Source organism: Gilliamella sp. Lep-s35 (assembly GCF_009795845.1).
In the GTDB taxonomy this organism is placed as follows: domain Bacteria; phylum Pseudomonadota; class Gammaproteobacteria; order Enterobacterales; family Orbaceae; genus Gilliamella.
In genome coordinates this window covers 72,137-96,324 of record NZ_WTEX01000004.1, presented here as the reverse complement: position 1 = coordinate 96,324, position 24,188 = coordinate 72,137, and the positions used below count along the sequence as shown (strand labels likewise).

General features: G+C 33.7%; 24 protein-coding genes, 1 tRNA gene and 1 pseudogene. 9 read left to right on the top strand and 17 right to left on the bottom strand.

The features are described from left to right. Nucleotides 1-184: 184 nt before the first annotated feature. The 4 genes from rplT to thrS form a co-directional block, all read right to left on the bottom strand. Complete coding sequence (rplT, locus tag GQ590_RS03015; protein WP_024496189.1) at nucleotides 185-538, bottom strand: 50S ribosomal protein L20; 354 nt, start codon at nucleotides 536-538, stop codon at nucleotides 185-187. A 32-nt stretch (nucleotides 539-570) separates the two neighbouring features. Next, nucleotides 571-768: a 50S ribosomal protein L35 gene (gene rpmI / locus GQ590_RS03010; RefSeq protein WP_025315575.1), complete on the bottom strand. Its 198-nt coding sequence runs from the start codon at nucleotides 766-768 to the stop codon at nucleotides 571-573. An 84-nt stretch (nucleotides 769-852) separates the two neighbouring features. Beyond that, on the bottom strand, nucleotides 853-1,392 hold the full coding sequence (gene infC, locus GQ590_RS03005; RefSeq protein WP_065587350.1) for a translation initiation factor IF-3: 540 nt from the start codon (nucleotides 1,390-1,392) through the stop codon (nucleotides 853-855). 27 nt (nucleotides 1,393-1,419) lie between these two features. Further along, on the bottom strand, nucleotides 1,420-3,345 hold the full coding sequence (gene thrS / locus GQ590_RS03000) for a threonine--tRNA ligase (RefSeq protein WP_160406441.1): 1,926 nt from the start codon (nucleotides 3,343-3,345) through the stop codon (nucleotides 1,420-1,422). Nucleotides 3,346-3,909: 564 nt separating this feature from the next. Between thrS and GQ590_RS02995 the strand changes: the two genes are divergently transcribed. Next, the gene (locus GQ590_RS02995; protein ID WP_160406440.1) at nucleotides 3,910-4,365 is read left to right on the top strand and encodes a YaiI/YqxD family protein; all 456 of its coding nucleotides are present in this window, start codon (nucleotides 3,910-3,912) and stop codon (nucleotides 4,363-4,365) included. Nucleotides 4,366-4,401: 36 nt separating this feature from the next. On the opposite strand, the gene recO is transcribed toward GQ590_RS02995, so the two are convergent. Then, nucleotides 4,402-5,094, bottom strand: a complete 693-nt coding sequence (gene recO / locus GQ590_RS02990; protein WP_160406439.1) for a DNA repair protein RecO — start codon at nucleotides 5,092-5,094, stop codon at nucleotides 4,402-4,404. 155 nt (nucleotides 5,095-5,249) lie between these two features. Here recO and GQ590_RS02985 point away from each other — a divergent pair, with 155 nt between their 5' ends. Both GQ590_RS02985 and GQ590_RS02980 read left to right on the top strand, forming a co-directional pair. Beyond that, nucleotides 5,250-6,878 carry a Na+/H+ antiporter gene (locus tag GQ590_RS02985; RefSeq protein ID WP_160406438.1) on the top strand — a complete coding sequence of 543 codons (1,629 nt, stop codon included), beginning with the start codon at nucleotides 5,250-5,252 and terminating at the stop codon, nucleotides 6,876-6,878. Beyond that, the gene (locus tag GQ590_RS02980) at nucleotides 6,879-7,385 is read left to right on the top strand and encodes an SCP2 domain-containing protein (RefSeq protein WP_160406437.1); all 507 of its coding nucleotides are present in this window, start codon (nucleotides 6,879-6,881) and stop codon (nucleotides 7,383-7,385) included. Between the two features lie 208 nt (nucleotides 7,386-7,593). Here GQ590_RS02980 and rep read toward each other — a convergent pair whose 3' ends face one another. Then, complete coding sequence (rep, locus tag GQ590_RS02975; protein ID WP_160406436.1) at nucleotides 7,594-9,609, bottom strand: DNA helicase Rep; 2,016 nt, start codon at nucleotides 9,607-9,609, stop codon at nucleotides 7,594-7,596. 103 nt (nucleotides 9,610-9,712) lie between these two features. Beyond that, nucleotides 9,713-10,675 (bottom strand): tRNA dihydrouridine(20/20a) synthase DusA, encoded by a 963-nt coding sequence (gene dusA / locus GQ590_RS02970; RefSeq protein WP_160406435.1) that lies wholly within the window; start codon nucleotides 10,673-10,675, stop codon nucleotides 9,713-9,715. 148 nt (nucleotides 10,676-10,823) lie between these two features. Here dusA and GQ590_RS12825 point away from each other — a divergent pair. Further along, nucleotides 10,824-11,108: pseudogene (locus tag GQ590_RS12825) on the top strand (site-specific integrase); the annotation flags it as partial. Between the two features lie 179 nt (nucleotides 11,109-11,287). Here GQ590_RS12825 and GQ590_RS02965 read toward each other — a convergent pair. The 7 genes from GQ590_RS02965 to hemA all read right to left on the bottom strand — a co-directional run bounded on the left by GQ590_RS02965 (nucleotide 11,288) and on the right by hemA (nucleotide 15,581). Then, nucleotides 11,288-11,587, bottom strand: a complete 300-nt coding sequence (locus tag GQ590_RS02965; RefSeq protein WP_160406434.1) for a helix-turn-helix transcriptional regulator — start codon at nucleotides 11,585-11,587, stop codon at nucleotides 11,288-11,290. Then, on the bottom strand, nucleotides 11,580-11,900 hold the full coding sequence (locus tag GQ590_RS02960) for a type II toxin-antitoxin system RelE/ParE family toxin (RefSeq protein WP_065580295.1): 321 nt from the start codon (nucleotides 11,898-11,900) through the stop codon (nucleotides 11,580-11,582). Before GQ590_RS02960 ends, GQ590_RS02965 begins: the two co-directional genes overlap by 8 nt. Nucleotides 11,901-12,514: 614 nt before the next feature. Next, nucleotides 12,515-12,694, bottom strand: coding sequence for a hypothetical protein (locus GQ590_RS02955; protein ID WP_160406433.1), 180 nt, complete (start codon nucleotides 12,692-12,694; stop codon nucleotides 12,515-12,517). Between the two features lie 779 nt (nucleotides 12,695-13,473). Further along, nucleotides 13,474-13,560, bottom strand: a tRNA-Leu gene (locus GQ590_RS02950). A gap of 98 nt (nucleotides 13,561-13,658) precedes the next feature. Next, entirely contained in the window at nucleotides 13,659-13,901 is a 243-nt protein-coding gene (locus GQ590_RS02945; protein ID WP_160406432.1) for a zinc ribbon domain-containing protein, read from the bottom strand. A gap of 120 nt (nucleotides 13,902-14,021) precedes the next feature. After that, nucleotides 14,022-14,273 carry a DUF1289 domain-containing protein gene (locus GQ590_RS02940; protein ID WP_160406431.1) on the bottom strand — a complete coding sequence of 84 codons (252 nt, stop codon included), beginning with the start codon at nucleotides 14,271-14,273 and terminating at the stop codon, nucleotides 14,022-14,024. 36 nt (nucleotides 14,274-14,309) lie between these two features. Further along, nucleotides 14,310-15,581, bottom strand: a complete 1,272-nt coding sequence (gene hemA, locus GQ590_RS02935) for a glutamyl-tRNA reductase (RefSeq protein ID WP_160406430.1) — start codon at nucleotides 15,579-15,581, stop codon at nucleotides 14,310-14,312. A gap of 191 nt (nucleotides 15,582-15,772) precedes the next feature. On the opposite strand from hemA, the gene lolB reads away from it, so the two are divergent. Then, a complete protein-coding gene (gene lolB / locus GQ590_RS02930; RefSeq protein WP_160406429.1) occupies nucleotides 15,773-16,393 on the top strand; it encodes a lipoprotein insertase outer membrane protein LolB in 621 nt (206 codons plus the stop codon). Nucleotides 16,394-16,405: 12 nt separating this feature from the next. Then, a complete protein-coding gene (ispE, locus tag GQ590_RS02925; protein ID WP_160406428.1) occupies nucleotides 16,406-17,248 on the top strand; it encodes a 4-(cytidine 5'-diphospho)-2-C-methyl-D-erythritol kinase in 843 nt (280 codons plus the stop codon). A 39-nt stretch (nucleotides 17,249-17,287) separates the two neighbouring features. Here ispE and GQ590_RS02920 read toward each other — a convergent pair whose 3' ends face one another. From GQ590_RS02920 to GQ590_RS02910, 3 genes are read right to left on the bottom strand one after another with little or no spacing between them, the layout of a single operon-like run. Continuing rightward, a complete protein-coding gene (locus GQ590_RS02920; RefSeq protein ID WP_160406427.1) occupies nucleotides 17,288-17,971 on the bottom strand; it encodes a response regulator transcription factor in 684 nt (227 codons plus the stop codon). A gap of 2 nt (nucleotides 17,972-17,973) precedes the next feature. Further along, entirely contained in the window at nucleotides 17,974-19,419 is a 1,446-nt protein-coding gene (locus tag GQ590_RS02915; protein WP_160406426.1) for a cell wall metabolism sensor histidine kinase WalK, read from the bottom strand. 3 nt (nucleotides 19,420-19,422) lie between these two features. Then, nucleotides 19,423-20,775, bottom strand: coding sequence for a VWA domain-containing protein (locus tag GQ590_RS02910; protein WP_202112848.1), 1,353 nt, complete (start codon nucleotides 20,773-20,775; stop codon nucleotides 19,423-19,425). Nucleotides 20,776-20,990: 215 nt separating this feature from the next. Here GQ590_RS02910 and apt point away from each other — a divergent pair, with 215 nt between their 5' ends. From apt to GQ590_RS02895, 3 genes are all read left to right on the top strand, one after another. Beyond that, the gene (gene apt, locus GQ590_RS02905) at nucleotides 20,991-21,542 is read left to right on the top strand and encodes an adenine phosphoribosyltransferase (protein WP_160406425.1); all 552 of its coding nucleotides are present in this window, start codon (nucleotides 20,991-20,993) and stop codon (nucleotides 21,540-21,542) included. Between the two features lie 275 nt (nucleotides 21,543-21,817). Further along, entirely contained in the window at nucleotides 21,818-22,588 is a 771-nt protein-coding gene (gene ddaH, locus GQ590_RS02900; protein WP_160406424.1) for a dimethylargininase, read from the top strand. Between the two features lie 50 nt (nucleotides 22,589-22,638). Beyond that, on the top strand, nucleotides 22,639-24,039 hold the full coding sequence (locus GQ590_RS02895; protein ID WP_160406423.1) for a basic amino acid/polyamine antiporter: 1,401 nt from the start codon (nucleotides 22,639-22,641) through the stop codon (nucleotides 24,037-24,039). The last annotated feature ends 149 nt before the right edge of the window (nucleotides 24,040-24,188 follow it).

Genomic DNA, 24,188 nt, shown 5'->3' with positions numbered 1-24,188 from the left:
AAAAAAAGCCTCTTTTTGAGGCTTTTATAATCATTTTTTGTTTTTTCTTTGCCTCACGAATTAGTATTACTAAAGAAGCCAAAAAAGAAACAAAAAACAACTAAATTCATAATTAAATTACTCTTTATGATAAAAATCAAAAATTAAAATAATAAAAGCCGAGATAACTCGGCTCTCATAAATATTATAGTGCAGCCTTAGCTTTTTCAACTAATGCAGCAAATGCATTTTTATCAAATACTGCAATATCAGCAAGGATCTTACGATCGATCTCAATTGAAGCTTTCTTTAAACCATTAATAAAACGGCTATATGAAAGACCACATTGGCGTGCTGCAGCATTGATACGCACAATCCATAATTGACGGAATTGACGTTTACGTTGACGACGGTCACGGTAAGCATACTGTCCAGCTTTGATTACAGCTTGGAAAGCAACACGATACACACGTGAACGAGCACCATAATAACCTTTTGCTTGTTTTAAAATTTTCTTGTGACGTGCACGAGCAATAACACCACGTTTAACACGAGCCATAAACTATATCCTCTAAATAATTAACCAATAAATTAAGCGTATGGAACACACGCAGTAACTAAACCTAAATCGCCTTTTGACACAGTTGTCAAACCACGTAAATGACGTTTACGTTTGGTTGATTTTTTAGTTAAGATATGACTCTTGTTAGCTTGCTTATGCTTAAAGCCACCAGAAGCTGTTTTTTTAAAGCGCTTTGCTGCGCCTCTTACAGTTTTAATTTTAGGCATTTTATTAATTTCCACTTCGCATTGTTAATAAAAATAAAATAATGGTGTAACTTTCAATAAATCAAAAATTAGCTTGTAAAACCATTATTTCTTCTTCGGCGCAAGTACCATTATCATTTGACGACCTTCGATCTTAGTTGGATAAGATTCAATGATTGCCAAATCAGCTAAGTCCTCTTTAATGCGATCAAGCATTTCAGAACCTAACTGCTGGTGAGCCATTTCACGACCACGAAAACGCAGCGTGACTTTAGCTTTATCGCCATCTTCAAGAAAGCGAATCAGGCTGCGGAGTTTTACCTGATAATCGCCTTCGTCTGTACCAGGTCGGAATTTAATTTCCTTGACCTGAACAACCTTTTGCTTTTTCTTTTGCTCTTTTGTTGCTTTACTCTTTTCGTAGAGGAATTTGCCATAATCCATAATTCGACAAACAGGTGGCTCTGCATTAGGGCTTATTTCAACTAAATCAAGAGTTGCTTCTTCCGCTTGTTTTAAAGCTTCGTCTAAGCTTACAATACCGAGCTGCTCACCATCGACGCCGGTTAACCTCACCTCGCGCGCAGTAATTTCATCGTTAATTTTATGCGCACGTGTTGACTGAATTCGTTTACTGACTTTAATATCTTATTCCTCCAAATTAATTTATCATTAATTCATTTGTTCTAATGAACGACTATGAATTTCGTTAAGCAACAATTCTATAACATGTTTCACTTCAAAGCTACCAAGATCTTTACCTTGGCGAGTTCGAACTGAAATAGTTCCCGATTCCATTTCTTTGTCTCCACAGACAAACATATATGGAACACGTTTCAATGTGTGCTCACGAATTTTAAACCCAATTTTCTCATTTCTCAAGTCTGCTTTTGCTCTAATACCAACTTTTTGTAATTGTTCGGATAATTGTTTGGCATATTGAGCTTGATTATCAGTAATATTGATTACAACAACTTGTAGTGGAGAAAGCCAAGTAGGGAAAAAACCTGCACAGTTTTCAGTTAAAATCCCCATAAAACGCTCCATTGACCCTAAAATAGCTCTATGGATCATAACAGGAATATGACGTTCATTATCTTCACCAACATAAGTTGCGTCCAAACGCTCTGGTAACATAAAGTCGAGCTGAACTGTACCACATTGCCACGCACGACCTAAACAGTCATGTAGTGTAAACTCAATTTTGGGTCCATAAAAGGCACCTTCGCCTGGTAGATATTCAAATTCGATACCATTTTCAGTTAAACATTCAGCTAAATCTTTTTCAGCAAGATCCCAAGTTTCATCTTTACCAATTCGTTTTTCTGGGCGAGTTGACAGTTTAACCGTAATATCGGTAAAACCAAAAGTACTATAAGTATCATAAACCATTTTGATACAACTATTCACTTCACTACGAATTTGACTTTCAGTACAGAAAATATGAGCATCATCTTGAGTAAAACCTCGAACCCGCATTAAGCCATGTAAAGATCCTGAAGGCTCATTTCGATGACAACTACCAAATTCTGCCATACGTAATGGTAAATCACGGTAAGATTTTAACCCTTGATTAAAAATCTGTACGTGTCCTGGGCAGTTCATTGGTTTAATACAATATTCGCGGTTTTCTGAAGATGTTACAAACATTAATTCTTTGTAGTTACCCCAATGTCCTGTTTTTTCCCACAAAATTCGATCCATCATAAATGGACCTTTTACTTCTTGGTAATCATATTCCTTTAATTTGGTACGAACAAAAACCTCAAGTTCACGGAAAATAATCCAACCATCATTATGCCAAAATACCATGCCTGGCGCTTCTTCTTGCATATGATAAAGATCAAGCTGCTTACCTATTTTACGATGATCTCGTTTAGCGGCTTCTTCTAAAAATTGTAAATAGCTATCAAGTTGTTTTTTATCTGCCCATGCTGTTCCATAAATACGTTGTAACATTTTATTATCACTGTTACCGCGCCAATAAGCTCCAGCAATTTTTTGCAATTTAAAATGATGGCAAAAACGCATATTAGGTACATGCGGTCCACGACACATATCAATATACTCTTCATGATGATAAAGTGCTGGTGTTGCATCTTTAGAGATATTCTCATCTAAAATTGCAATTTTATAAGGTTCATGACGATTCCAAAAAGTTTCTCTGGCTTGTTCCCAACTAACGACTTCCTTTTTCACATCGTAGTTTTTCTTTGCCAGCTCATGCATGCGTTTTTCTAGTGCATCAAGGTCTTCCTGAGTTAAAGAGTGATCTAAATCAACATCATAATAAAAGCCATTATCAATTGTTGGACCTATTGCCATTTGCACATTAGGCCATAGTTGTTTAATTGCGTGACCCAATAAATGTGCACAAGAATGACGAATAATTTCGAGTCCATCTTCATCTTTAGCTGTAATGATAGCTAATGTTGCATCTTCAGTAATGACATCACAAGCATCTTTACGTTCACCATTTACACGCCCTGCTATACAAGCTTTTGCTAGTCCAGCACCTATACTTTGAGCGACTTCTAAAATGGTAACAGGCTTATCAAATTGACGTTGACTTCCGTCAGGAAGAGTAATTATTGGCATAATAAATCCTTAAACAGTGGTGCGCCACACGAAAGCGCACTTGCATACATAAAAAATAGACCAAATATACTATCACTTGTCATCAAGATTTTAAATAAAAAAATCATTTTCATGCCGTTCTCAATAAATTTAGAAACATAAACTAAAATACATAGTTACTTGAAACATATTTACAAATATAGAAATTACTCACTTTACTTATATTATTTAAGAAACGCCTAAGTTAGTAACGCAATTTTCTACCTAAGTTTTATTTTTTCATGAGTCATTTACACAGCTGTTCCTTTTTAGATTATATTTCCTGTAAAAAATATTCAGGAGTCTATACCGTTTGGAGATAAAAAAATAAAAAAAGAGTAACATGCATATTTAATTGTGATGTGGCATAATCAGCAAATATTTAGCGACTCAAAAATATAATGCAAAGCTAAAAGTTATAACATGCGTAAACCACATAAAACAGTTTTTGATAAAACATCTTATACGTTTTTAGTGAATTATTTTAGCCATGAACGAATCTTGAGCAGATTGTTTTTTTATACGGATTAATAATATATAACTACTATGAATATTTGGATTGATGCAGATGCATGCCCTGCCCCAATTAAAGAGATTTTATATCGAGCAGCAAATCGTAAAGCAATTAATACCACATTGGTTGCTAATCAGCGGTTAACAATCCCTTTTTCGCCTTATATTAAGGCGTTACAAGTAGAGAAAGGGTTTGATATTGCTGATAATAAAATTATTGAGTTAGTCAAAACAAATGATTTAGTTATTACATCTGATATCCCACTTGCTGCAGATGTTTTAAATAAAGGTGCTTTTGTACTTACACCGCGAGGGGAAAAATATACACTTGATACAATTAAAGAACGATTAACTATACGAGATTTCATGGAAACCATGCGTGCCAGCGGAGTACAGTCTAAAGGACCTGCTACGTTTAACAGTAAAGACCGAGAAAAATTTGCAAACCAACTTGATATATTACTTAATCAAATATCCAAAAAAGTTTAACTATTTTATTACACATTATTTTAAAAATTGACAAAACTAAATTTTTAAAAATAACTCTCTACTTTTAAAAGGTTTTGAGCCAACATAAGGCTTTAACGCCATTCTGGTAAAACGCTTAGCTGCTTTTAGTGTCTCTTCATTATTAAATTGACGTTTTCCTAAAGCTAAAACTTGTTCACCTGTAAAACTAGTACTATTTTGTAATAAACTACTCATAAACCCTTTTTCAGATTGATATTGATAATGCATGGATTCAATAATGGCATCACCAGTGACATAACAATGGAAAAAATCAACTTGGTAACCTAAGTTTTCTAATAATGATAATTCGAATGTACGCAATACATTTTCAGCGGGTATTTGCTGAGCTAATTGCTGTAGGCTTTTTAAATAATTATCAAAAAGAGTGGGGATTTCAGTTTCTGCAACTAAAACCCGATGCAATAACTCATTTAAATAAAATGCACTATATAAGAAAACAGAAACCAACGGCAATGCAAGAGACATAGCTTCAACTTTCCGCAACGTTTTAATATTCCCTTGCCCTGAATATTGTACTATTAACGGCGTAAAAGGTTGCAACATCCCTTTTAATGCAGAACTTTTGCGTCTAGCTCCTTTCGCCAAAACAGTAACTTTGCCTACATTTTCAACAAACAGATCGGCCAATAAACTGCTTTCTGTATAAGAACGAGTATGTAGTATAAATGCTCTTTGCCAATTTTCCATTCATAATGCCTTTTAATTACATCACGATTTTTTGATTAATAATTGTATTTGACCAAAATTTAAATCATTCTATGAAATTTTCACCTGAAATTTAATTAAAGATCCGGTATAATCAACATAAAAAATAGGATTATAGGATAAATAAAAGATAAACTATGGAACTTTTCTCAATAATTTTACTTCTTGTGTTAATTGTATCACTTTCTGGTGTCGTTGTTAAAATGTTACCAATACAAATTCCACTGCCTCTAATGCAAATATTATTAGGTTGCATGTTAGCTGCCTTTGGTGTTTATGTAGAATTTGATCCTAAACTATTTCTTGTTTTATTTATTCCTCCTTTACTTTTTGCTGATGGACGCAAAACCTCGGTAAAGGACTTCATCTATAATAGTAGAGAAATTGTTGGACTGGCTTTAGTGTTAGTTGTTATTTCCATTATTGCCTTGGGTTATATTCTTCATTGGATATTACCAAATGTTGAATTAGCAGCAGGGTTAGCCTTAGCCGCTGTACTATCTCCAACCGATGCTGTAGCATTAAGCGGTATTGTGGGTAAAGGTCGTATTGAAAAAGAAAAAATGGAAATTATTGAAGGCGAAGCCTTAATGAACGATGCATCGGGCCTTGTTTCATTAAATTTTGCCATTGCAATCGCAGCTGGATTATTGCAGTTTGATCTATTACAAATTAGTGTTACCTTTTTTGTTGTTGCGATTGGTGGTTTAGCTATTGGTGTTGTATTTACTTGGCTATATGCACGTATTTTACGTAAAATAAATCAGCTGACTCACAATGATCCTGCGATTCAAATTGTATTATTATTCTTACTTCCATTTGCAGCTTATATTATGGCAGAAGAATGCCACTGCTCAGGTATTTTAGCTGCAGTAAGTGCAGGCATGACCGTAAACCATTCAGGTATGATGCGAAACGCTCCATTAACTACACGTTTACAATCAGATAGCACTTGGTCAATGTTAACTTTTGTGTTTAATGGATTTGTCTTTGTCTTATTAGGTATTCAATTACCAAAAATTTTGAGTAATACCTTTACCGAAAACCAAACTGACTCATCAATTGAAGTATGGCAATTATGTTTAATTGTTATATTTGTTTTTGCTGTATTAATGGGGACACGCTTTGCTTGGCTATGGGCAATGAAACATATGCCAACAATGCCATTTGGAAGCAAGCGACCTCTTGCATTTAAATCATACTCGAATCGAGATCTACTTATTTCAACATTTGCAGGGGTTCGAGGTGCTATAACTTTAGCTGGTGTATTATCTATTCCAATGACAATTGCTGGTCGATATCAACTTGTTTTTATTGCAACAGGTATTATTTTAATCTCGTTAATTGTAGCAGTAATTGTCTTACCTATTTTATTACGAGGTAGTGTTATTTTAGATAATTCAGAACAAGATAATGAAATATTGACAGTAAAAGGTCATATGGCCGAAGAGGCAATTATTAGTTTGGAAAAAATGCAAAATAATTTACTACAAGAAACAGCTGAAGACAGAATGGATCAAGAAATTATTCATGAAGTTGGATCTCGTGTTATCGGTTCATTACGACGTAGAACTGGCCTTAAAGATTTAGAGCAAAAAGCACTCGAAGCAGAAAATTTAGAAAGACGTATGCGTTTAGTTGCTATAGGTGCAGAACGAACAGCACTTTTACAAATGAAAGTTCGTAATGAAGTTAGTGAAGAGGTTTTTGAGCATTTAAATACTGACTTAGATATTTATGAAAAAATGATTTCTGGAGATGTATAAATGATAGAAAACCATCATTCCTTTATTGGAAAAATACATTCAGCATTTGTAGATAAAGCCCCACAAGCATTGGGGCTTACCTTACGTTGTATTCCATTTAACTTGAAAAAACAGGTTATTGAGCAATTATTACAATTACAATTTAAGCATTCTCTGGAAGATGGCGATCTTGATTTTTTAGAAAATCGCTGGCTTAAAATAGAAGTTACCGATCTAGGACTTATCTGGTTTGTTAGCTTGATCAACAATAAATTGGTTGTGAGTCGAGAAGAGATTCCCGATGTGAGTTTTACTGGTAATGCTAATGATTTAATTATGATAGCAACCAGACGACAAGATCCTGACACCCTATTTTTTCAACGTCGCTTAATTGTTGAAGGCGATACTGAATTAGGTCTTTACGTTAAAAATTTAATGGATTCAATTGAATTAGATACCATGCCTAAATTGTTAAGACTAACGCTTGAAAAGCTTGCAAACATCATTGAAAGTGCACCAACTAATTAAGTTTATTTTGTCCACTTTATCTTAAGAATAATATAATCACTCTTGTTGTCATTAGGGCCGTAAGGCTAACAATAAAATGATTTAGCCAAATCAGGAACTTTATATATAAGCACCCTATCTTTTACATATGATAAGGTGTTAGTTTTTTATGCATTTTTATTATTGTATTTTCTTAAGTTATTTAAAAAATATAAACAATGCATACATCTCACTTTGCCTTGGCAATTTGTGCTTTTAGCATGGCTAATCGGCTTTGTCCTTGTTGCATTTTCTTTTCGTGGGATAGTTCGTTACGTTGATCTTGCCATACTAAATCGTCTTGAGGCAGTTCTAATAAAAAACGGCTAGGTTCGGTATATATTGTTTCACCAAATTGTTTACGTTGCCGGCTAAATGAGAAAGTTAGTTCTTGCTGTGCGCGGGTAATACCAACATAAGCGAGGCGACGCTCTTCTTCAATATTATCTTCATCAATACTGTTTTGGTGTGGTAATAACCCTTCAGACATACCAACTAAATAGACGTAAGGAAATTCTAATCCTTTAGATGCATGCAGTGTCATAAGCTGAACTTGATCTAGCTCTTCTTCTGTTTCGTTACGTTCTAACATGTCACGCAAGGTGAACCTTGCCACCGCTTGTTCAAGGGTCATACTTTCATCAATATCATCACCTTGCAACATGTCATTTAACCAGCTAACGAGCTGCTCGACATTACGCATACGCATTTCACCTGATTTTGGGGAGGTTGAAGTTTCATAAATCCAACTTTCATAATTGATACCATGTAGTAGCTCATAAATTGCGTTCATTGGTTCGCTGTGTGATTTTTGAATTAGTGTATCAAACCAATGGATAAACGTATGCAGCGTTTCCATCCGTTTACCAGAAAGTAATTCAGTTAAGCCCATGTCGTGGCTAGCTTGGTATAAGCTAACACCACGATGATTTGCCCATTCACCTAGTTTTTGAACAGTTGCAGGACCAATTTCACGTTTTGGCGTGTTGATAATACGAATAAATGCATTATCATCATCAGGATTAGTCAATAAGCGCAAATATGCCATTAAATCTTTAATTTCTATGCGAGAAAAAAAGGAAGTTCCACCCGATACTCGATACGGTATGCGATATTGCATTAACATTTTTTCAATGAGACGTGCTTGGTGATTGCCACGATACAATATTGCGTATTGACCATATTGGCTATTATTAGCAAATCGGTGACCCACTAAGTCATTAACAACTTTTTCCGTTTCTTGCTCTTCACTATCAGCTGAAATAACTCTTAATGCCTCACCATAACCATGTTCTGAAAACAGTTTTTTTTCAAAAATATGTGGATTATTTTCAATTAAAATATTAGCCACTTTTAAAATTCGTCCCGAAGAACGGTAGTTTTGTTCAAGTTTTATGACTTCTAAATTGGGAAAATCTTGTTTTAGTAATACTAAATTTTGCGGTTTTGCCCCTCGCCATGAGTAAATGGATTGATCATCATCACCAACAACTGTAAATTTGGCCCGATTACCAACTAGCAATTTAATAAACTCATACTGACTTGTATTAGTATCTTGATATTCATCAACCAATAAATAACGGACTTTATTTTGCCACTTTTCACGCACTTCCTCGTTATTTTTTAGTAATAGGGTAGGAAGTAAAATAAGATCATCAAAATCGAGAATACTACATGCTTTTAACTGTTTTTCATAAAGCTGATAACAGTGAGCAAATAATTTTTCTTTATTTGTTTGCGCTCTTGCCATCGCAATCGTTGAATCAACAATATCATTTTTCCAATTAGAAATAGTCGAACGCAATTGATTAATCAGATCTTTATCACCTTCTAACCATTGGTGAGTTAACTCTTTGAGTAATGCGATTTGATCATGATCATCAAATAACGAAAAGTTGGATTTAATGCCTAAATGCTTATATTCTCGGCGAACAATATCCAAACCTAGCGTATGAAAGGTTGAAATTTTAAGTCCTCTCGCCTCTTGTTTACTAAGAGATTGTGCTATACGTTCTTTCATTTCACGTGCAGCTTTATTAGTAAAGGTAACCGCAACAATATGCCGTGGTAAATACTCTTTAACACGAATTAAATAAGCAATTTTGTTAATAATAACTCGAGTTTTTCCTGAACCTGCTCCCGCTAAAACAAGGCAAGGACCTGAAACATATTCGACAGCTTTTTGTTGACTTGAATTTAAACGCACAGAATAAAACCATTAGGAAAATTGTGAGCTAGTATATAACGATATACTAGCTTCGTGCAATTATCACATTATTAAGTGAAGAACATTGCTATTTTGTAAATTATTATTGGATGAAGGTTAAGGCCTGTTCAACCACCTCTATTCCCACACCTTTTTTATGAGCATTTTCGCTCAAATAACGCCGCCATTGTTTTGCGCCTTTAAATCCATTAAATAACCCTAAAGTATGGCGCATAATGTGGTTTAGTTGTGCCCCTTGCGTTAATTGTTGCTCAATATAGGGATACAGCGTTCGAATTGCTGATTTTGGCTCAATTATTGGCGCATTTAATCCAAAAATTTGTGAATCAATTTGGGTTAGTAAAAGCGGATTTTGATAAGCTTCACGCCCTACCATCACACCATCAACATGCTGTAGGTGATGTTTGATTTCATCAATGGTTTTAATGCCTCCATTAATCGCTATCGTTAAATTGGGATAATCTTGTTTGAGCTTATAAACACGATCATAGTCAAGTGGAGGCACTTCTCGATTTTCCTTTGGACTTAGTCCCGATAACCAAGCTTTACGAGCATGCACAATAAAGGTACTAGTATAAGGCATTACAGTTTCAATGAAGTGACATAAAAAATCATAACTATCAAAATCATCAATGCCAATTCTTGTTTTTACCGTTACAGGAATATCAACCTGGGCTTGCATCTGCTCAACGCAGTCAGCCACTAAATTTGCATTACCCATTAAACAAGCACCAAACATCCCATTTTGTACCCGATCTGATGGGCAACCTACGTTTAAGTTGATTTCATCATAACCACGTTCTTGCGCTAATTTTGCACATTGTGCCAATGCTTTGGGATCGCTACCGCCAAGTTGTAAACTAACAGGATGCTCTTCATGATTGAAATCTAAATAATCACTTTTCCCAAATAAAATGGCGCCAGTTGTCACCATTTCTGTATATAGCAATGTTTGTTTTGTTAGAATTCTATGAAAATAACGGCAATGTTTATCAGTCCAATCAAGCATAGGAGCGATAGAAAATTTATTTTTTGTTGAATTCATTGACACACCAATGTTTATAGCTGTTTTTACTGATTATTTCAGAAATATTATTTTTGCTTATTTTACCTATTTTGATATATTTTTTCATCATCAGGATCCCACACAGGCTCCCACGCAATAGGACAAAATAATTTAGGGTAAACAATTTATGGCTCATTATATCATAGAGAAACGTATTCGTGCAGACGGAACACCTCGATGTCGTTGTACCGTTGAAATAAAAGAAAAAACCAAGATTATTTATCGTGAATCAAAAACATTTAGCAAACAACAAATATAGCAAAAACATGGGGAACAAACCAGGTATCGAAAATAGAGCAATTCGGGATCCCACAAAAACGATATAACAAAATTAACATTAGGGAATCTTTTAGATAAATACTTATCTGATCCAAATCTTGGTGAAAAAGCAGGACTAACAAAAAGATATGTTAGCACAGTGTCCTTATACTACTACATGTATTTATTCCGATAATAAACGTGAATATCAAGGCACAAGTGAACACCTATTTGTTAAAACGTACCATAGCCATCGTATTAATCAAAAATTCACCAAACCCACCTGCCCACAAACGAATGGGAAAGCCGAAATAGTGATACGTGTATGTCAGATTAAGTTTGAGCTGATGCGGAAATTATAAAATCAACATTTACGTTACACGCATCAAAATATTTAAAAATTGTCGCCATGTTTGCCTTGTCTGGATGCTTTTCTAATTTGTTTAAGTTTGATGGTGCGACGTTCATTTTTCTAGCTAGCTCTGATTGTGTTAAGTTTGCATGTTCTCTTGCCTCAATTAACGCCTCACGCAATTTCCAAGCCCTGTCAGCATCTTCGTACGCTTTTTTAGCTTCAGGAGAATTGAGCATTTCTTTTTTTAATTCTTCCCATGTTGTGTTATGTTTAGTCATTTTCAATCATCTCCTTTAATCTTTCACGTGCTATTTTGAGTGACGCGCTCGGTGTTTTTTCTGTTTTTTTCACAAATGCATGTAGTAAAAATATTACGCTTCCTTTTTGATATGCGTAGATAGTTCTCGCTATATTATTTCGTTCTATGCATCTTAGTTCAAATAAACCATTTCCTAACGCTTTGCTGTCGGGCATTCTCAATTGCCCCCTGACCTCCAATTTGTCAATCAGATTAGCCATTTTACCTTTTAGCTCATCTGATAGCTCTAACAGCTCTTCTTTTGCTTGGTTATGAATAATTATATTAAACACTTAAATACTCCGCCAGTTATTTAAGTTAATAATACTATTATATATTATAAAGCAAAGTTATTCTTTTAAATAAAATTATATTAATATATAAAAATAAAGCTGAACTGTGTTTTTGATGAGAGTTGCATTATCGTTATTGAAACAGATAACAAGTTTTAAAAGGCTAATAAAATTAACGAGATAAAACCAGATGAGAAAGTTCAAAAATTACAAAAATTACAAAAATTACAACATGAATTGTATGAAGAATATGAAGAATTAATTGATAACAATGTTTTTATGAAAATGAACACTCGACTCGAAATATTGCAAACAATGCAACAAATACTAAAAATCGGGAAAACAACAGATAACCTAAAAAATAGCTTTTGACTCCATCCCAAATTTTGTGTATTTACCCGTTAAAGGTGACGGTGAACTCAGTCACCAAATTCTATCAGATTAAGTTTGAGCTACTACATTTGACAGTGCAACACACACACCCGAACACGCCAATCAATGCCGGCGCAATCATTGGCGTTAAAACGGACGCAATAAATCTAGATAAAAAATACTCGCCGGTAATTGCAAAATAATACGTTGTGCCCTCACCTCGCCCGCGATCGCGGGCTTTTTTATAGTGAACCTCTATATAACTTTATTGCTTCTTCGATAATTGCCCCTTGCGCCTTGCCCGTGCTTTTGCTTAGCTCCGCAATCATCTCTATTGTATTAATTGATAATTTATACCCTTTTGGTTTTACTCCTCTTTTTTCATCACTTCTTTTTTGAATTTCAGCTCTTGATAACGCCATGTGTTCCACCTTGATTTTTTATTAATCAGTTGTTATATTAAGGTCATCGGCGGGGCGGCCACCCCGCCTTTGATTGGAACTAGTAAACCGGTAGAGATACCGTTAATAGAACCAAGAGAATTAAGAATCTGTACATTCTTCTTCTCCCTTAAGCCCCCATCGAAAGCTGGGGGTTTGCTTCATCAGCGCCCTGCGGATGTTTATAATTATAGGCGCACCTACCTACAAAGTCAACACTTCTCTAACTATATTTCAAATAAAATCAAAATAAATCAATAACCAACCTGAGCTCTTGGCTATTTTTATATCTGAATTATTAAAAATAAATAATCGGAGACAAAATCGATCGGGTGACCTAATCCGGGCTACACCTCACCCACCTCCGGGGTTTTTGCATGAATTTTTTTCAGTTGGATTTTATTAAAAAACCTAAAGGCTTATTGAAAAAAGGATCTTAAAGGATCGTATAAAACTGAAATAAATGAAATATTTTTCAGTTTTTAACTTATAAAAAAGATCGGAGTGAATAATTAATGTTATAACTAATAATAACATTTTTATTTTATATGAGCAATAACAGGTGTATCAAAATTTCAAATAAAGCATAATTATTAAATAATTAAACTGAAATTTATAACGTGTATTAACTTTAGTAAGTTAAATCGATAAAACTCTATCAATAAAAAGTTTTGGAAAATTTTAACCGCCATTTTACCGCCACTTGTTATTTTTTGGTAATTTACGACGTAAGAAAAATTTAGATAAACTATTGATTTTATTGGTGCCAGTGGTCGGACTCGAACCGACACGCTTTTAAGGGCGGCGGATTTTGAATCCGCTGCGTCTACCAATTTCGCCACACTGGCATTTGAAGTGTAGATAAGTAAACGTTGGCATTATACTAAGCTTTGTAATATCTGCAACAGATATTATCCATAAAGCACTTATTTGCCTAAAAAAACGTCTAAAATTTCCGTTTCCAAGCGGGTAATTTTTTTAAAATAACATACGCAGTTTGTTTCGCCACAGAGTTATCAATATTGTGATTTTTAGTATAGTGTAATGCAACCTCATGCCATTTTTCGTCAAATGTTTTCATTGCCCCATCTTCATGGGCACAATGTTTACAATAATTTTTAGACATATCGAGCAATGGATAATCACCAATACTGGTCATTGGCATGCCACAAGCAATGCACATTTTCATATTTTAAATTCCATAATATTAAAAAAGGTGACTAAATAATTGCCATCTTTATATGTATAAAAATCCTACTCTGAGTTAGCTAACATTACAATACACAGTTTAAAAATAAATAATTAGATTTTAGAAATTCAGCTCAATTTGTGACGAGATTGAATTTAATTTTTGGCGTTGCTGCTGTAATAATAAATAATGACGTTTTAATGCTCGTTGTTTGCATAAGCGTAAAACTTCTTTCTTTTGGTTATTATTAAAGGTTAACCAATTAAATCTTTCTTGTCTGGAACGATAACAAGCAATACAATAACCTTGCTTGTCTGTTTCACAAATACGTTTACAAGGACTTGGGATATCAAAAAATTCGATCTGATCCAATTGATTATTTATCCTACTAAGAAAACTGTCATTCTGTTAATGTTCTTTTAACCCTAACCCTTTACTCAGCACCTTAAAACAATCATCACAATCATGTTTAGCGGCATGAAGTAATGTTTGTGTTGGTGCATGGATTAATTTATTGGTTAAACGATGCGAAAACTCAGAAAGTACATCATCAATATTAGCACCTTGCTTGATCGCATTTAAAGCCTTTATTTGTAACTCACGTTTAACACTTTCTGCATTGCTACGATACTGCTTAACATAAGCAACAGCATGTCTAGCTTTAAGCCAATCAATAAAATTTTCCGCATGTTCTTGAATGATATATTGTGCTTCTTTGGCAGCAATAGCCCGTTGTTCTAGATTGTTTTCAACCGTTTTTTGTAAATCATCAATAGTATAAAGATGTACATTATCAAGGTAATTGATTTCTTCTTCGACGTCACGAGGAACAGCTAAATCAATAAATAACATTTTACGATTATTTCTAGCCCATAAAGTACGCTCAACCATTCCTTTACCAATGATAGGTAAAGGGCTTGCGGTTGAACTAATCACAATATCAACATCTTTTAACCGATTAGCAATATCTGGTAATGAGATGATTTCTGCATCAATATTAGACGCAAGTTTTAATGCCTTTTCACGAGTGCGATTAGCAATAAAAACTTTATTAAATCCATGAGGCTTTAAGTAACGAGAAATAAGCTCTATCGTTTCCCCTGCCCCAACAAGCATGATATTTAAATGTGACACATCAACAAAAAGACGACGAGCAACTAAACAAGCCGCATAAGCAACTGATGCGGTATTAGCGCCAATATTAGTTTCACTGCGAACAATTTTAGCAACATGAAATATAGTCTGAAATAATTTTTCTAATTTAACTGATAAGCAATTTTGCTTTTGTGAAAAACTATATGCTTGCTTAACCTGTCCTAAGATCTGCGGCTCACCAATGATCATAGAGTCTAAACCGCTAGCAACCGACATCAAATGCTCAACAGCTTGTCGACCGTCATACCAATAAAATGAATTTTGATAATGCTCAAGATCAATATGATGAAATTGTCCCAACCAATATTCAACCGATTGTTTTAATTTTAGATAATCAGTTTGATGTTCATAGCTAAGATAAATTTCTGTTCGGTTACAAGTAGACAAAATAACACACCCTTCAACTAAAGGATGTTGGTATAAGCTATATAGTGCCTTATCGACAATCTCAGTAGGAAAAGCCAGCTTTTCTCTTAAAGCGATTGGTGCTGTTTTATGATTAACACCAAATATTGTAATTGACATTGCATCACTTCTTTTTTTGAAGGTTATATTAGATATAATTATCTTATTATATTAAATGTACTTTAAGCCTATATTATACATAAAAAAGAACAAAGATTAATTTACAGAGTTACTTTTTTCTTATTCAGATAATTATCGGTTATAATGCACACATAGCTAACAAAAAACATTAACAACTAAAGAGTTATTTCATGTCTAAAATCAAATATACTTTTGTTATCATTTTGTCTTTATTTATTGTAGCTTGCCAAGCTACTAAATCGCAAAATGCTGCTTCGATTGAACAACAATGGCAAGCTCACCAACAAAATCTACAACAAATAAATGCATTCCAAGTAAACGGCAGTATTGCTCATATGAGCGACAAGTCCCGTAATTATGGTCGATTTTTAATTACCCAACAGTCAACAGATAATTACGAAGTCAAATTAACTACACCTGTTGGTACCAATATTTTAACCTTAAAAGCTGAACCTAATTATGCGCAATTGATCGATAAAAACGGCGGAAGTTATCAAGATGTCAACGTTGAAAATCTAATGAAAAAAATTTCTAACGTAAATATACCATTAAATTCTTTACATAATTGGTTAAAAGGATTTTCAGACAATATTAATGCTGACAAATTAGACAATTCAGGACGATTAATATCAACCACCTTTATGCAAGGTAATAATAAATGGATATTAAAAATTCCAAGTTATAAAGCTTATACCTATAAAAATAAAAAAATTGATTTACCTGCAATTATTGAACTAACCCATGATGATGAAATTGTCCGCTTAAAAATTAGTGACTGGGTTCTAAAATAACGGATTATATTTATGAAACAATGGTTATCCCCCGCTAAATTAAATTTATTTTTATACATTACAGGTCGTCGTGCTGATAATTATCATAATCTACAAACGCTATTTCAATTTGTAGATTATTATGACATCTTGACGTTTACAGTCCGTCAAGATGATAAAATAAAGTTATTAACACCATTTGCCAACATTCCTGACGATAAGAATTTAATTATGATCGCCGCGGAACGATTAAAAAACTATACCAACAAAAAAAATCTTGGTGTAGATATTACAATTGATAAAAAAATCCCAATGGGTGGAGGATTAGGCGGAGCTTCTTCGAATGCTGCAACTGTATTAGTCGCACTAAATCAGTTATGGCAACTTAACTTATCGACTGACGAATTAATCAAAATTGGCCGTATCATTGGTGCTGATGTGCCTATTTTTATTCATGGGCATACAGCTTTTGCTGAAGGCATTGGTGATCAATTCCAAAGCGTCGACGTTCCTGAATACTGGTATTTAGTTGCCTGTCCCAATATTGAAATATCAACAGTCGAAATATTTAATGATCCTGAGCTAACTCGCAATACGCCAGCTCAAAGCATTACTGATTTACTTTCATTGAAGTTTAACGAATTAAAAAATAATTGTGAGGAAGTAGTTAGGAAACGTTATCCAACAATAGATAATATAATTACTTACCTTTCCCAATATGGTACAACTCGATTAACAGGAACTGGTGCATGTGTTTTTACCCAATGTGAATCAAAGCAACAAGCATTAGCCATTCAAGGCAAACTTAATGCAGCACTATCAGTTAATAGTTTTGTCGCAAAATCGTTAAACAATTCGCCTTTATACACAAATTAGACTAATGCAAAATAAAGTTTTTTATTATCAAAAGTACGATTAATGCCTATACCCTACACCATGAACTGTTTTGATCAAAACTGGGTTTAAGGGATCAATTTCGATTTGTTTGCGTAATTTCGAAATATGTTGATCTAGTGTTCGGCTGTTTGGCATATAATCATAGCCCCAAGCGTAATCAAACAGCATATCACGGGTAACCACGTTATTTTTATTTTTATAAAAACATTCCAGTATTTTTATTTCTCGTAACGAAAGCTCAATAGTTTGTTCCCTACGTTTAGCGCATAACTCAATTGGATAAACCTGCAAATCACCAAAAACAAAAGAATCATCAACTTTTGGATTGGATTGTTGTGATTTTAAATAACGTTTAGCTATAGCTTTAATTCTTGCCCTTAGTTCATGTACACCAAATGGTTTACTCATATAATCATCAGCACCTAGTTCGAGCCCTATTACGCGATCGATTTCTTCATCTTTTGCTGATAAAAATAAAATTGGCACATCATCATTTATTTTACGTATTTCACGACAAACGCTGTAACCATCAAGTTCAGGCATCATAATATCTAAAATAATAAAATCAGGTTGATTTTGCTCAAATAATTCTAGAGCAACTTTACCATTAGGTGCTTGAATAATTGAATAGCCTTCTTGTTCTAAAAGATCGGTCATACCTTGACGGATATGTAGATCATCTTCGGCAATTAAAATTTTCATTTTTACTCCATAATAATTAACGAAAAGGCAACACCAGGGGTTTCATTTACAACCTGAATGGTGCCATTCAATTGCTGTGCTAATTGATTAGCAATGGTAAGTCCAATACCTGTACCAGCAACACCTTCTGTTATTGATGAATTGATACGATAAAATGGTTTAAAAATCTGCCTGATTAAATGATTAGGAATACCACTACCATAATCTCGAACTGTAATGATTGTTTGTTTGTCATTTTTATTGAGTAACAAATCAACTTTTTTACCTCTTGCAGCATATTTTTCGGCATTACTTAAAAAATTATTAACAATTTGTAACACACTATCTTCATCGGTATTAATTATGCAATCTTTATCACAATTAATAATTAAATTAAGTTGCAAAGATTTCTTTGCTAACACAGGTTTAAAAGTAGTATAAACTCGTTCAACTAAGTGTATTAAATTGACGGGTTTTATATTTAGATTGGCAGTTTTATTAAAATTAAGCACATTTTGTACTAGTCTTGTCAATCTTTTGCTTTCACTCGTGATCACCTCTAAATAATCTGGAATTGGTACAGGTTCATCAATCAGCCTTTCTTGTAATAGTTCAGCATAAAGTGTGATATTAGTTAAAGGGGTTTTAAACTCGTGTGAAACCTGACCAACAAAGCTAACTTGTTGTTTTGCTAAGCGCAATGTTCGAGTATATTCACGGTAGCAATACAAAGCAATAAAACTAATGACAATGATAAATAAACCAATAAATCCACCACCAATTAAATACAATACTAATAATTTAGGCGATTGATAATAATAAATTAATTTCCAATTCTGTAATGGATAATCTAGCGTAATAGTGATACTATCAGCCAATTGTTCACCATTAACATAAATCTGTTTATCGTGATCTAATAACACAAAATTATCAACTAACATTTGATCGTCAAATAAACAAATCACATTTAACGAAAAATTAATGGTTGAAAGCTCAAAACCAATTATCGTGTCTGATTCAATTACCCAATAAATAAGATGATCATAGGATTGATACCAACCAAATTTAGGTTGAAATTGCTCAGATTGAGAATGATGATTAACTAAAATTGAACTATCGTATTCAATTGATTCAACAATATTGCTCCATTGCAGATCGGTTTTATTGCTAAAATAAACAATTTTATTATGTTTGATCTTAAAGATATTTTTAATATCGGTTTGTGATGCTAAAAAACCATCCATATCAGTTTGATCGCTATGTAAAAACTGAGCCAAACTATTAAAATAAACAGCTCGTTGATTTAACAGCGATTCAATTGATGATTTTATATTCTTCATTTGACTTTGTGCTAATAGCTTCTGATTAGTTTGGCGCATTAAGGCCTCATGCTCAATAGTTCGCCAACCTAAATAGCTAAAAGCAACTATTAATATAAAAAAAGACAAAATCGCTGTTAATTTTTTCATAGGTTATTTTTTTATCACACTTTTCATACTTTGCTTGGATTCATACTGTTTTTCAGTCACTTTTTTACGATAAGTGTTCTCATCATCAGTAAGAATTGCATCAGCCATTATATTATTTTTATTCATTTGCTCTTTTAATCTACTACTTACTTCTGGCTTACTTTTGCTTAACATATCTGCTCGTTCACTAAGCATTTTACTATTTTCTTGTAATAACTGTCTTGCTTCATCTACTTTACCTTCATTATAAAGCTTTAAAGCTTTATCATTTTCAAGTGTAACTTTTTGTATTTCTGATTCGGCAACGACTTCATGGACAATGGCTTTATTAACTACATCTTGATTATCAGTATAAGCAATTTTAACAACTTGGGTTTCATTTTCGGTTTTATTTTCTAATAAATTATCATATTGCAAATCAATTTGGGCGAGTGTTTTATTTTGCCCTACTTTACCTTTTTCTGGGATAACTTCTAATAATAGATATTTTTCTTGATTTGAATACAACTGATTCATTTTAACTGTGACTTGATTATCTTTAATTACACCATCACGACCAAGTAAACGCACAGGCTTAACACCTTCTTTCAAATGAATAGTAATAATTACATCTTGCGCAACAGCAGACATAACATCTTTAAATTCACGCACAAATACATTTTCAAGCTTTGCTGTATCATCAATAAATACATGATTACCATCACTATAACTTGCAATTGAGGACATTAACTGCTCATTATAATCACTACCAATACCTAACGTAGTAATAGCAATATTCTTTTTAGCTGCAATAATGGCTAACTCTGAAAGTTCGCCAACCGAAGATGGTCCAATGTTAGCTTGCCCATCAGATAACAAAATAATTCGATTAACTTTATCTTTAGTTAGTTGCTTTTCAACTTGATTAATACCTTTACTTAAACCAGCAAATAATGCTGTACCGCCACCAGCAACAATGTGTTTATTAATCAATCTTATAATTTTTTGTTTATTAGTAACTTTAGAAGATGGCACAATAACTTTAGCATCAGAATCATAAGCAACAATTGATAACATATCTTCATTATTAAGCATATTAACCGCAAGAATAGCCGCTTCTCTTGCTTTTTCAATACGGTCACCAGACATAGAACCAGAACGATCAATGACTAAAGCTAAATTAATCGGTACACGCTTAGATGAGTCAAACTCAATTCCAGTTAACGACACTTTTAAATAATTCTTTTCTTCTGAGTTTTCTAAGATAATAGGCGATGCCAATTCTGAACGAACCTGTATTTGATTATTTGTTTTGGCATTCCCCCAAAAACTCAATACAGAAATTCCAACAAAAATAAGTGATTTAATAAATTTCATGTTATTTCCTTTTTTATATGAAGTTTATTCAATTATCTGCTTTTTACAAAATAAACTGTCTGAATATTGTATTTATTTGCAAAAAAATGTAAAAAACCAAGTCAAGGATTTTAATTTATGCCGATATTGCTTTTTGTTTATTGCCATGCCAAATGGCGAAAGTATATAATAAAAAATTGTCCATTCTTATAGAAATGATATAGAGAACATTTAATATGACTCAATTACAAGAAAAACTTGCACTTATTAAAAATAGTATTATCACCATACCCGATTACCCTAAAAAAGGGATTCTATTTCGTGATATTACTAGCCTGCTTGAAGATCCTGTTGCATTTCGTACTTCGGTTGAGCTATTAATCGATCACTATAAAGATAAAAAAATAGATAAAGTGGTTGGCACCGAAGCGCGTGGGTTTATCTTTGCAGCTCCAATTGCATTAGCATTAAATATTGGTTTTGTACCAGTAAGAAAACCCAATAAGTTACCGCGTCACGTATTTAAAGAAGAATATCAACTAGAATATGGCACTGACACGCTTGAAATTCACTCAGATGCTATCAAAGCGGGTGAACGCGTATTAATCATCGATGATTTATTGGCTACTGGCGGTACAGTTGCGGCAACAGCAAAATTGATTCAAAAAGCTGGCGGCATTGCCCAAGATGCAGCTTTTGTAATTAATTTACCCGCTTTAGAAGGTAAAACTAAACTCACAGATATGGGCATTGATTGTTTCACATTAGTGGATTTTGAAGGTGAATAATCTATCTATTTAAAACATATCTTTTTAAGGGTAATTTATATTACCCTATTTATACACCCTCTATCACTTCTATCACTTCTATCACTTCTATACCGCTGTACAACTATCAATGGGTAACCTACTCACAACATCCCAGCAATTCAGAACAGCTATAATTCAAAGCACTACACCACAAAATAAAATTGAATAAAAAATCAAATTTAAGCTTGATTTAGTTTGTTTAGTGAATTATTATTCAAAAATAAAGCATAATTATAAATAAGAGTGGGTTAAAAATGAAAAAATTTAGTCATATTATTGCAAGAACACCAGCTAAATCACTAATTAATGGTTTAACATCATCCAACTTAGGCAAACCAAATTATCAAAAAGCCTTAGATCAGCACAATAATTACATTCGAGCATTACAACAGTGCGATGTCGATATCACCATCTTACCTGCCGATGAACGCTTCCCTGATTCAGTATTTGTTGAAGATACCGTTCTTTGTACACCGCATTGTGCCATTATAACAAGACCAGGAGCTGAAAGCCGTAGGGAAGAAACTGAAATCATTGTCGATACCATTGAAAGATTTTATCCAAATAAAGTAGAAAGGATTACCGCACCAGGTACCGTTGAAGCGGGCGATATAATGATGGTTGAAAACCACTACTACATAGGTTTATCAGCACGAACCAACCAAGCTGGTGCCAAGCAAATGATTGCTATTTTAGAAAAGTATGGACTAACAGGATCTATCGTAACACTAGAAAAAGTTCTTCACCTAAAAACAGGACTTGCTTATTTAGAAAATAACAACTTATTAGCCGCAGGCGAATTTATAACTAAACCCGAATTTGGGCACCTTAATATTATTGAAATTCCTGAACAAGAAAGTTATGCGGCCAATTGTATTTGGGTAAATGATAGAGTAATTATGCCAGCGGGTTATCCAATAACAAAAGCAAAAATTGAAAAGCTAGGTTACCAAGTAATTGAAGTAGATACCTCTGAATATCAAAAAATTGATGGTGGCGTAAGTTGCATGTCATTGCGATTTTAAAATAACTCAATGAAAACCAACTGATATTTAACTAAAAAATAAGTGAATCGATGAATACACCAATACGAAAAAAGCTAGGCATACTTCCCCTTACTCTATTAGTTGTTGGCAGTATTGTAGGAAGTGGAATTTTTAGTCTGCCGCAAAACATGGCCGAAGGTTCAGGTACTGGCGCCATTCTCATTGCATGGGTAATAACTCTATTCGGCATGTTTATGCTAACGCGGATATTTCAGTATTTATCGATTCGATTTTACAAAATCAATGATGGGCTATATGGCTATGTTCGTGAAGGTTTTGGTGATTATATCGGCTTTAATGCCGCATGGGGATATTGGATATCGGCATGGATGTCGTGCACCAGCTACCTAGTAATTTTATTTAGTGCATTGGGATCTTTTGATTGTTTGAGCTTCTTTGGTCATGGTACCACATTACCTGCCGTCATTACGGCTATCGTATTTTTATGGATAGTACACTATTTTGTATTAAAAGGAATATATCGTGCCTTTTTATTAAATTGCCTAGTAACATTAGCGAAAATCGTGCCTATTGGTTTATTTATAGTTTGTGTTAGCCTTGCCTTTAAAATATCGACATTTAAGATAGATTTTTGGGGAACACCGCAATTAGGCTCAATTATCGATCAAGTAAAAAACACCATGCTCTATACCGTATGGGTCTATTTAGGGATTGAAAGTGCAACTGTGTACGCTGCTAGAGCCAAAAATATCATCAGCATTAGTCGAGCCACTTTTTTTGGCTTTGCGATCACCAGCTTATTACTTGTTTGTGTCTCTGTATTATCGCTTGGCATTGTGCCACAACAAGAACTTGCTCAAATGAAAAATCCATCAATGGCCTTAGTAATTGAACGCGTAATTGGTAGCTGGGGAGCAACCTTAATTAATATTGGCTTAATTGTATCAGTGAGTGGTGGATTATTATCATGGCTAATGCTAGCGGCTGAAATGTTATTTTTAAGTGGTCAAGGCAAACAACACACAGTACCAAGTTGTTTTGGAAAACTCAACAAAGCAGGCACACCATCCAACGCATTATGGCTAACAACATGCTTAATAACGGTATTAATTATCCTTGCCCATTTCTACCAATCGGGTTACAACACCTTAATTCAATTGTCAACCTCAATGGTGCTGATTCCCTACTTACTTTCTGCGCTTTTTGTCTTTAAATTAGCCATTAAGCAAGGCAAATCCTATTTAATTATAATTGGCGCTTTAGGATCGCTTTATGGTATATGGCTCATTTATGCTGGGGGCATATCTTATCTATTATTATCAATGATACTTTATAGTGTAGGACTACTTTTTTACCTTTATGCCAGAAAGGAACGATCTTTACCAGTATTTAGTTATTTACACGACAAAGTGTATGCTATTGCAATTATCCTATTAGCTATCATTGCTATTTTATACTTCTTGATCTGATCATATTTAGTCTAGGTTTTTTGACAATCTCAAAAAGCCTCATATGAGCAAAAAATACGAATATATAAAAGGAATGCAAGCGACTTAAATAATAAGTTATATTTGTATATAACATTAATTTTATACTTTAACTTTTGAGGATGAAAATT

Excerpts from the sequence above, each read along its gene's own strand:
- rpmI (WP_025315575.1), bottom strand. The coding sequence starts at position 768 with ATGCCTAAAATTAAAACTGTAAGAGGCGCAGCAAAGCGCTTTAAAAAA.
- ispE (WP_160406428.1), top strand. The coding sequence starts at position 16,406 with ATGAAACAATGGTTATCCCCCGCTAAATTAAATTTATTTTTATACATT.
- GQ590_RS02995 (WP_160406440.1), top strand. The coding sequence starts at position 3,910 with ATGAATATTTGGATTGATGCAGATGCATGCCCTGCCCCAATTAAAGAG.
- GQ590_RS02980 (WP_160406437.1), top strand. The coding sequence starts at position 6,879 with ATGATAGAAAACCATCATTCCTTTATTGGAAAAATACATTCAGCATTT.
- lolB (WP_160406429.1), top strand. The coding sequence starts at position 15,773 with ATGTCTAAAATCAAATATACTTTTGTTATCATTTTGTCTTTATTTATT.
- rplT (WP_024496189.1), bottom strand. The coding sequence starts at position 538 with ATGGCTCGTGTTAAACGTGGTGTTATTGCTCGTGCACGTCACAAGAAA.
- GQ590_RS02985 (WP_160406438.1), top strand. The coding sequence starts at position 5,250 with ATGGAACTTTTCTCAATAATTTTACTTCTTGTGTTAATTGTATCACTT.
- apt (WP_160406425.1), top strand. The coding sequence starts at position 20,991 with ATGACTCAATTACAAGAAAAACTTGCACTTATTAAAAATAGTATTATC.
- dusA (WP_160406435.1), bottom strand. The coding sequence starts at position 10,675 with ATGAATTCAACAAAAAATAAATTTTCTATCGCTCCTATGCTTGATTGG.
- GQ590_RS02920 (WP_160406427.1), bottom strand. The coding sequence starts at position 17,971 with ATGAAAATTTTAATTGCCGAAGATGATCTACATATCCGTCAAGGTATG.
- ddaH (WP_160406424.1), top strand. The coding sequence starts at position 21,818 with ATGAAAAAATTTAGTCATATTATTGCAAGAACACCAGCTAAATCACTA.
- GQ590_RS02965 (WP_160406434.1), bottom strand. The coding sequence starts at position 11,587 with ATGACTAAACATAACACAACATGGGAAGAATTAAAAAAAGAAATGCTC.
- GQ590_RS02915 (WP_160406426.1), bottom strand. The coding sequence starts at position 19,419 with ATGAAAAAATTAACAGCGATTTTGTCTTTTTTTATATTAATAGTTGCT.
- GQ590_RS02945 (WP_160406432.1), bottom strand. The coding sequence starts at position 13,901 with ATGAAAATGTGCATTGCTTGTGGCATGCCAATGACCAGTATTGGTGAT.
- GQ590_RS02955 (WP_160406433.1), bottom strand. The coding sequence starts at position 12,694 with ATGGCGTTATCAAGAGCTGAAATTCAAAAAAGAAGTGATGAAAAAAGA.
- GQ590_RS02895 (WP_160406423.1), top strand. The coding sequence starts at position 22,639 with ATGAATACACCAATACGAAAAAAGCTAGGCATACTTCCCCTTACTCTA.
- hemA (WP_160406430.1), bottom strand. The coding sequence starts at position 15,581 with ATGTCAATTACAATATTTGGTGTTAATCATAAAACAGCACCAATCGCT.
- recO (WP_160406439.1), bottom strand. The coding sequence starts at position 5,094 with ATGGAAAATTGGCAAAGAGCATTTATACTACATACTCGTTCTTATACA.
- GQ590_RS02910 (WP_202112848.1), bottom strand. The coding sequence starts at position 20,775 with ATGAAATTTATTAAATCACTTATTTTTGTTGGAATTTCTGTATTGAGT.
- thrS (WP_160406441.1), bottom strand. The coding sequence starts at position 3,345 with ATGCCAATAATTACTCTTCCTGACGGAAGTCAACGTCAATTTGATAAG.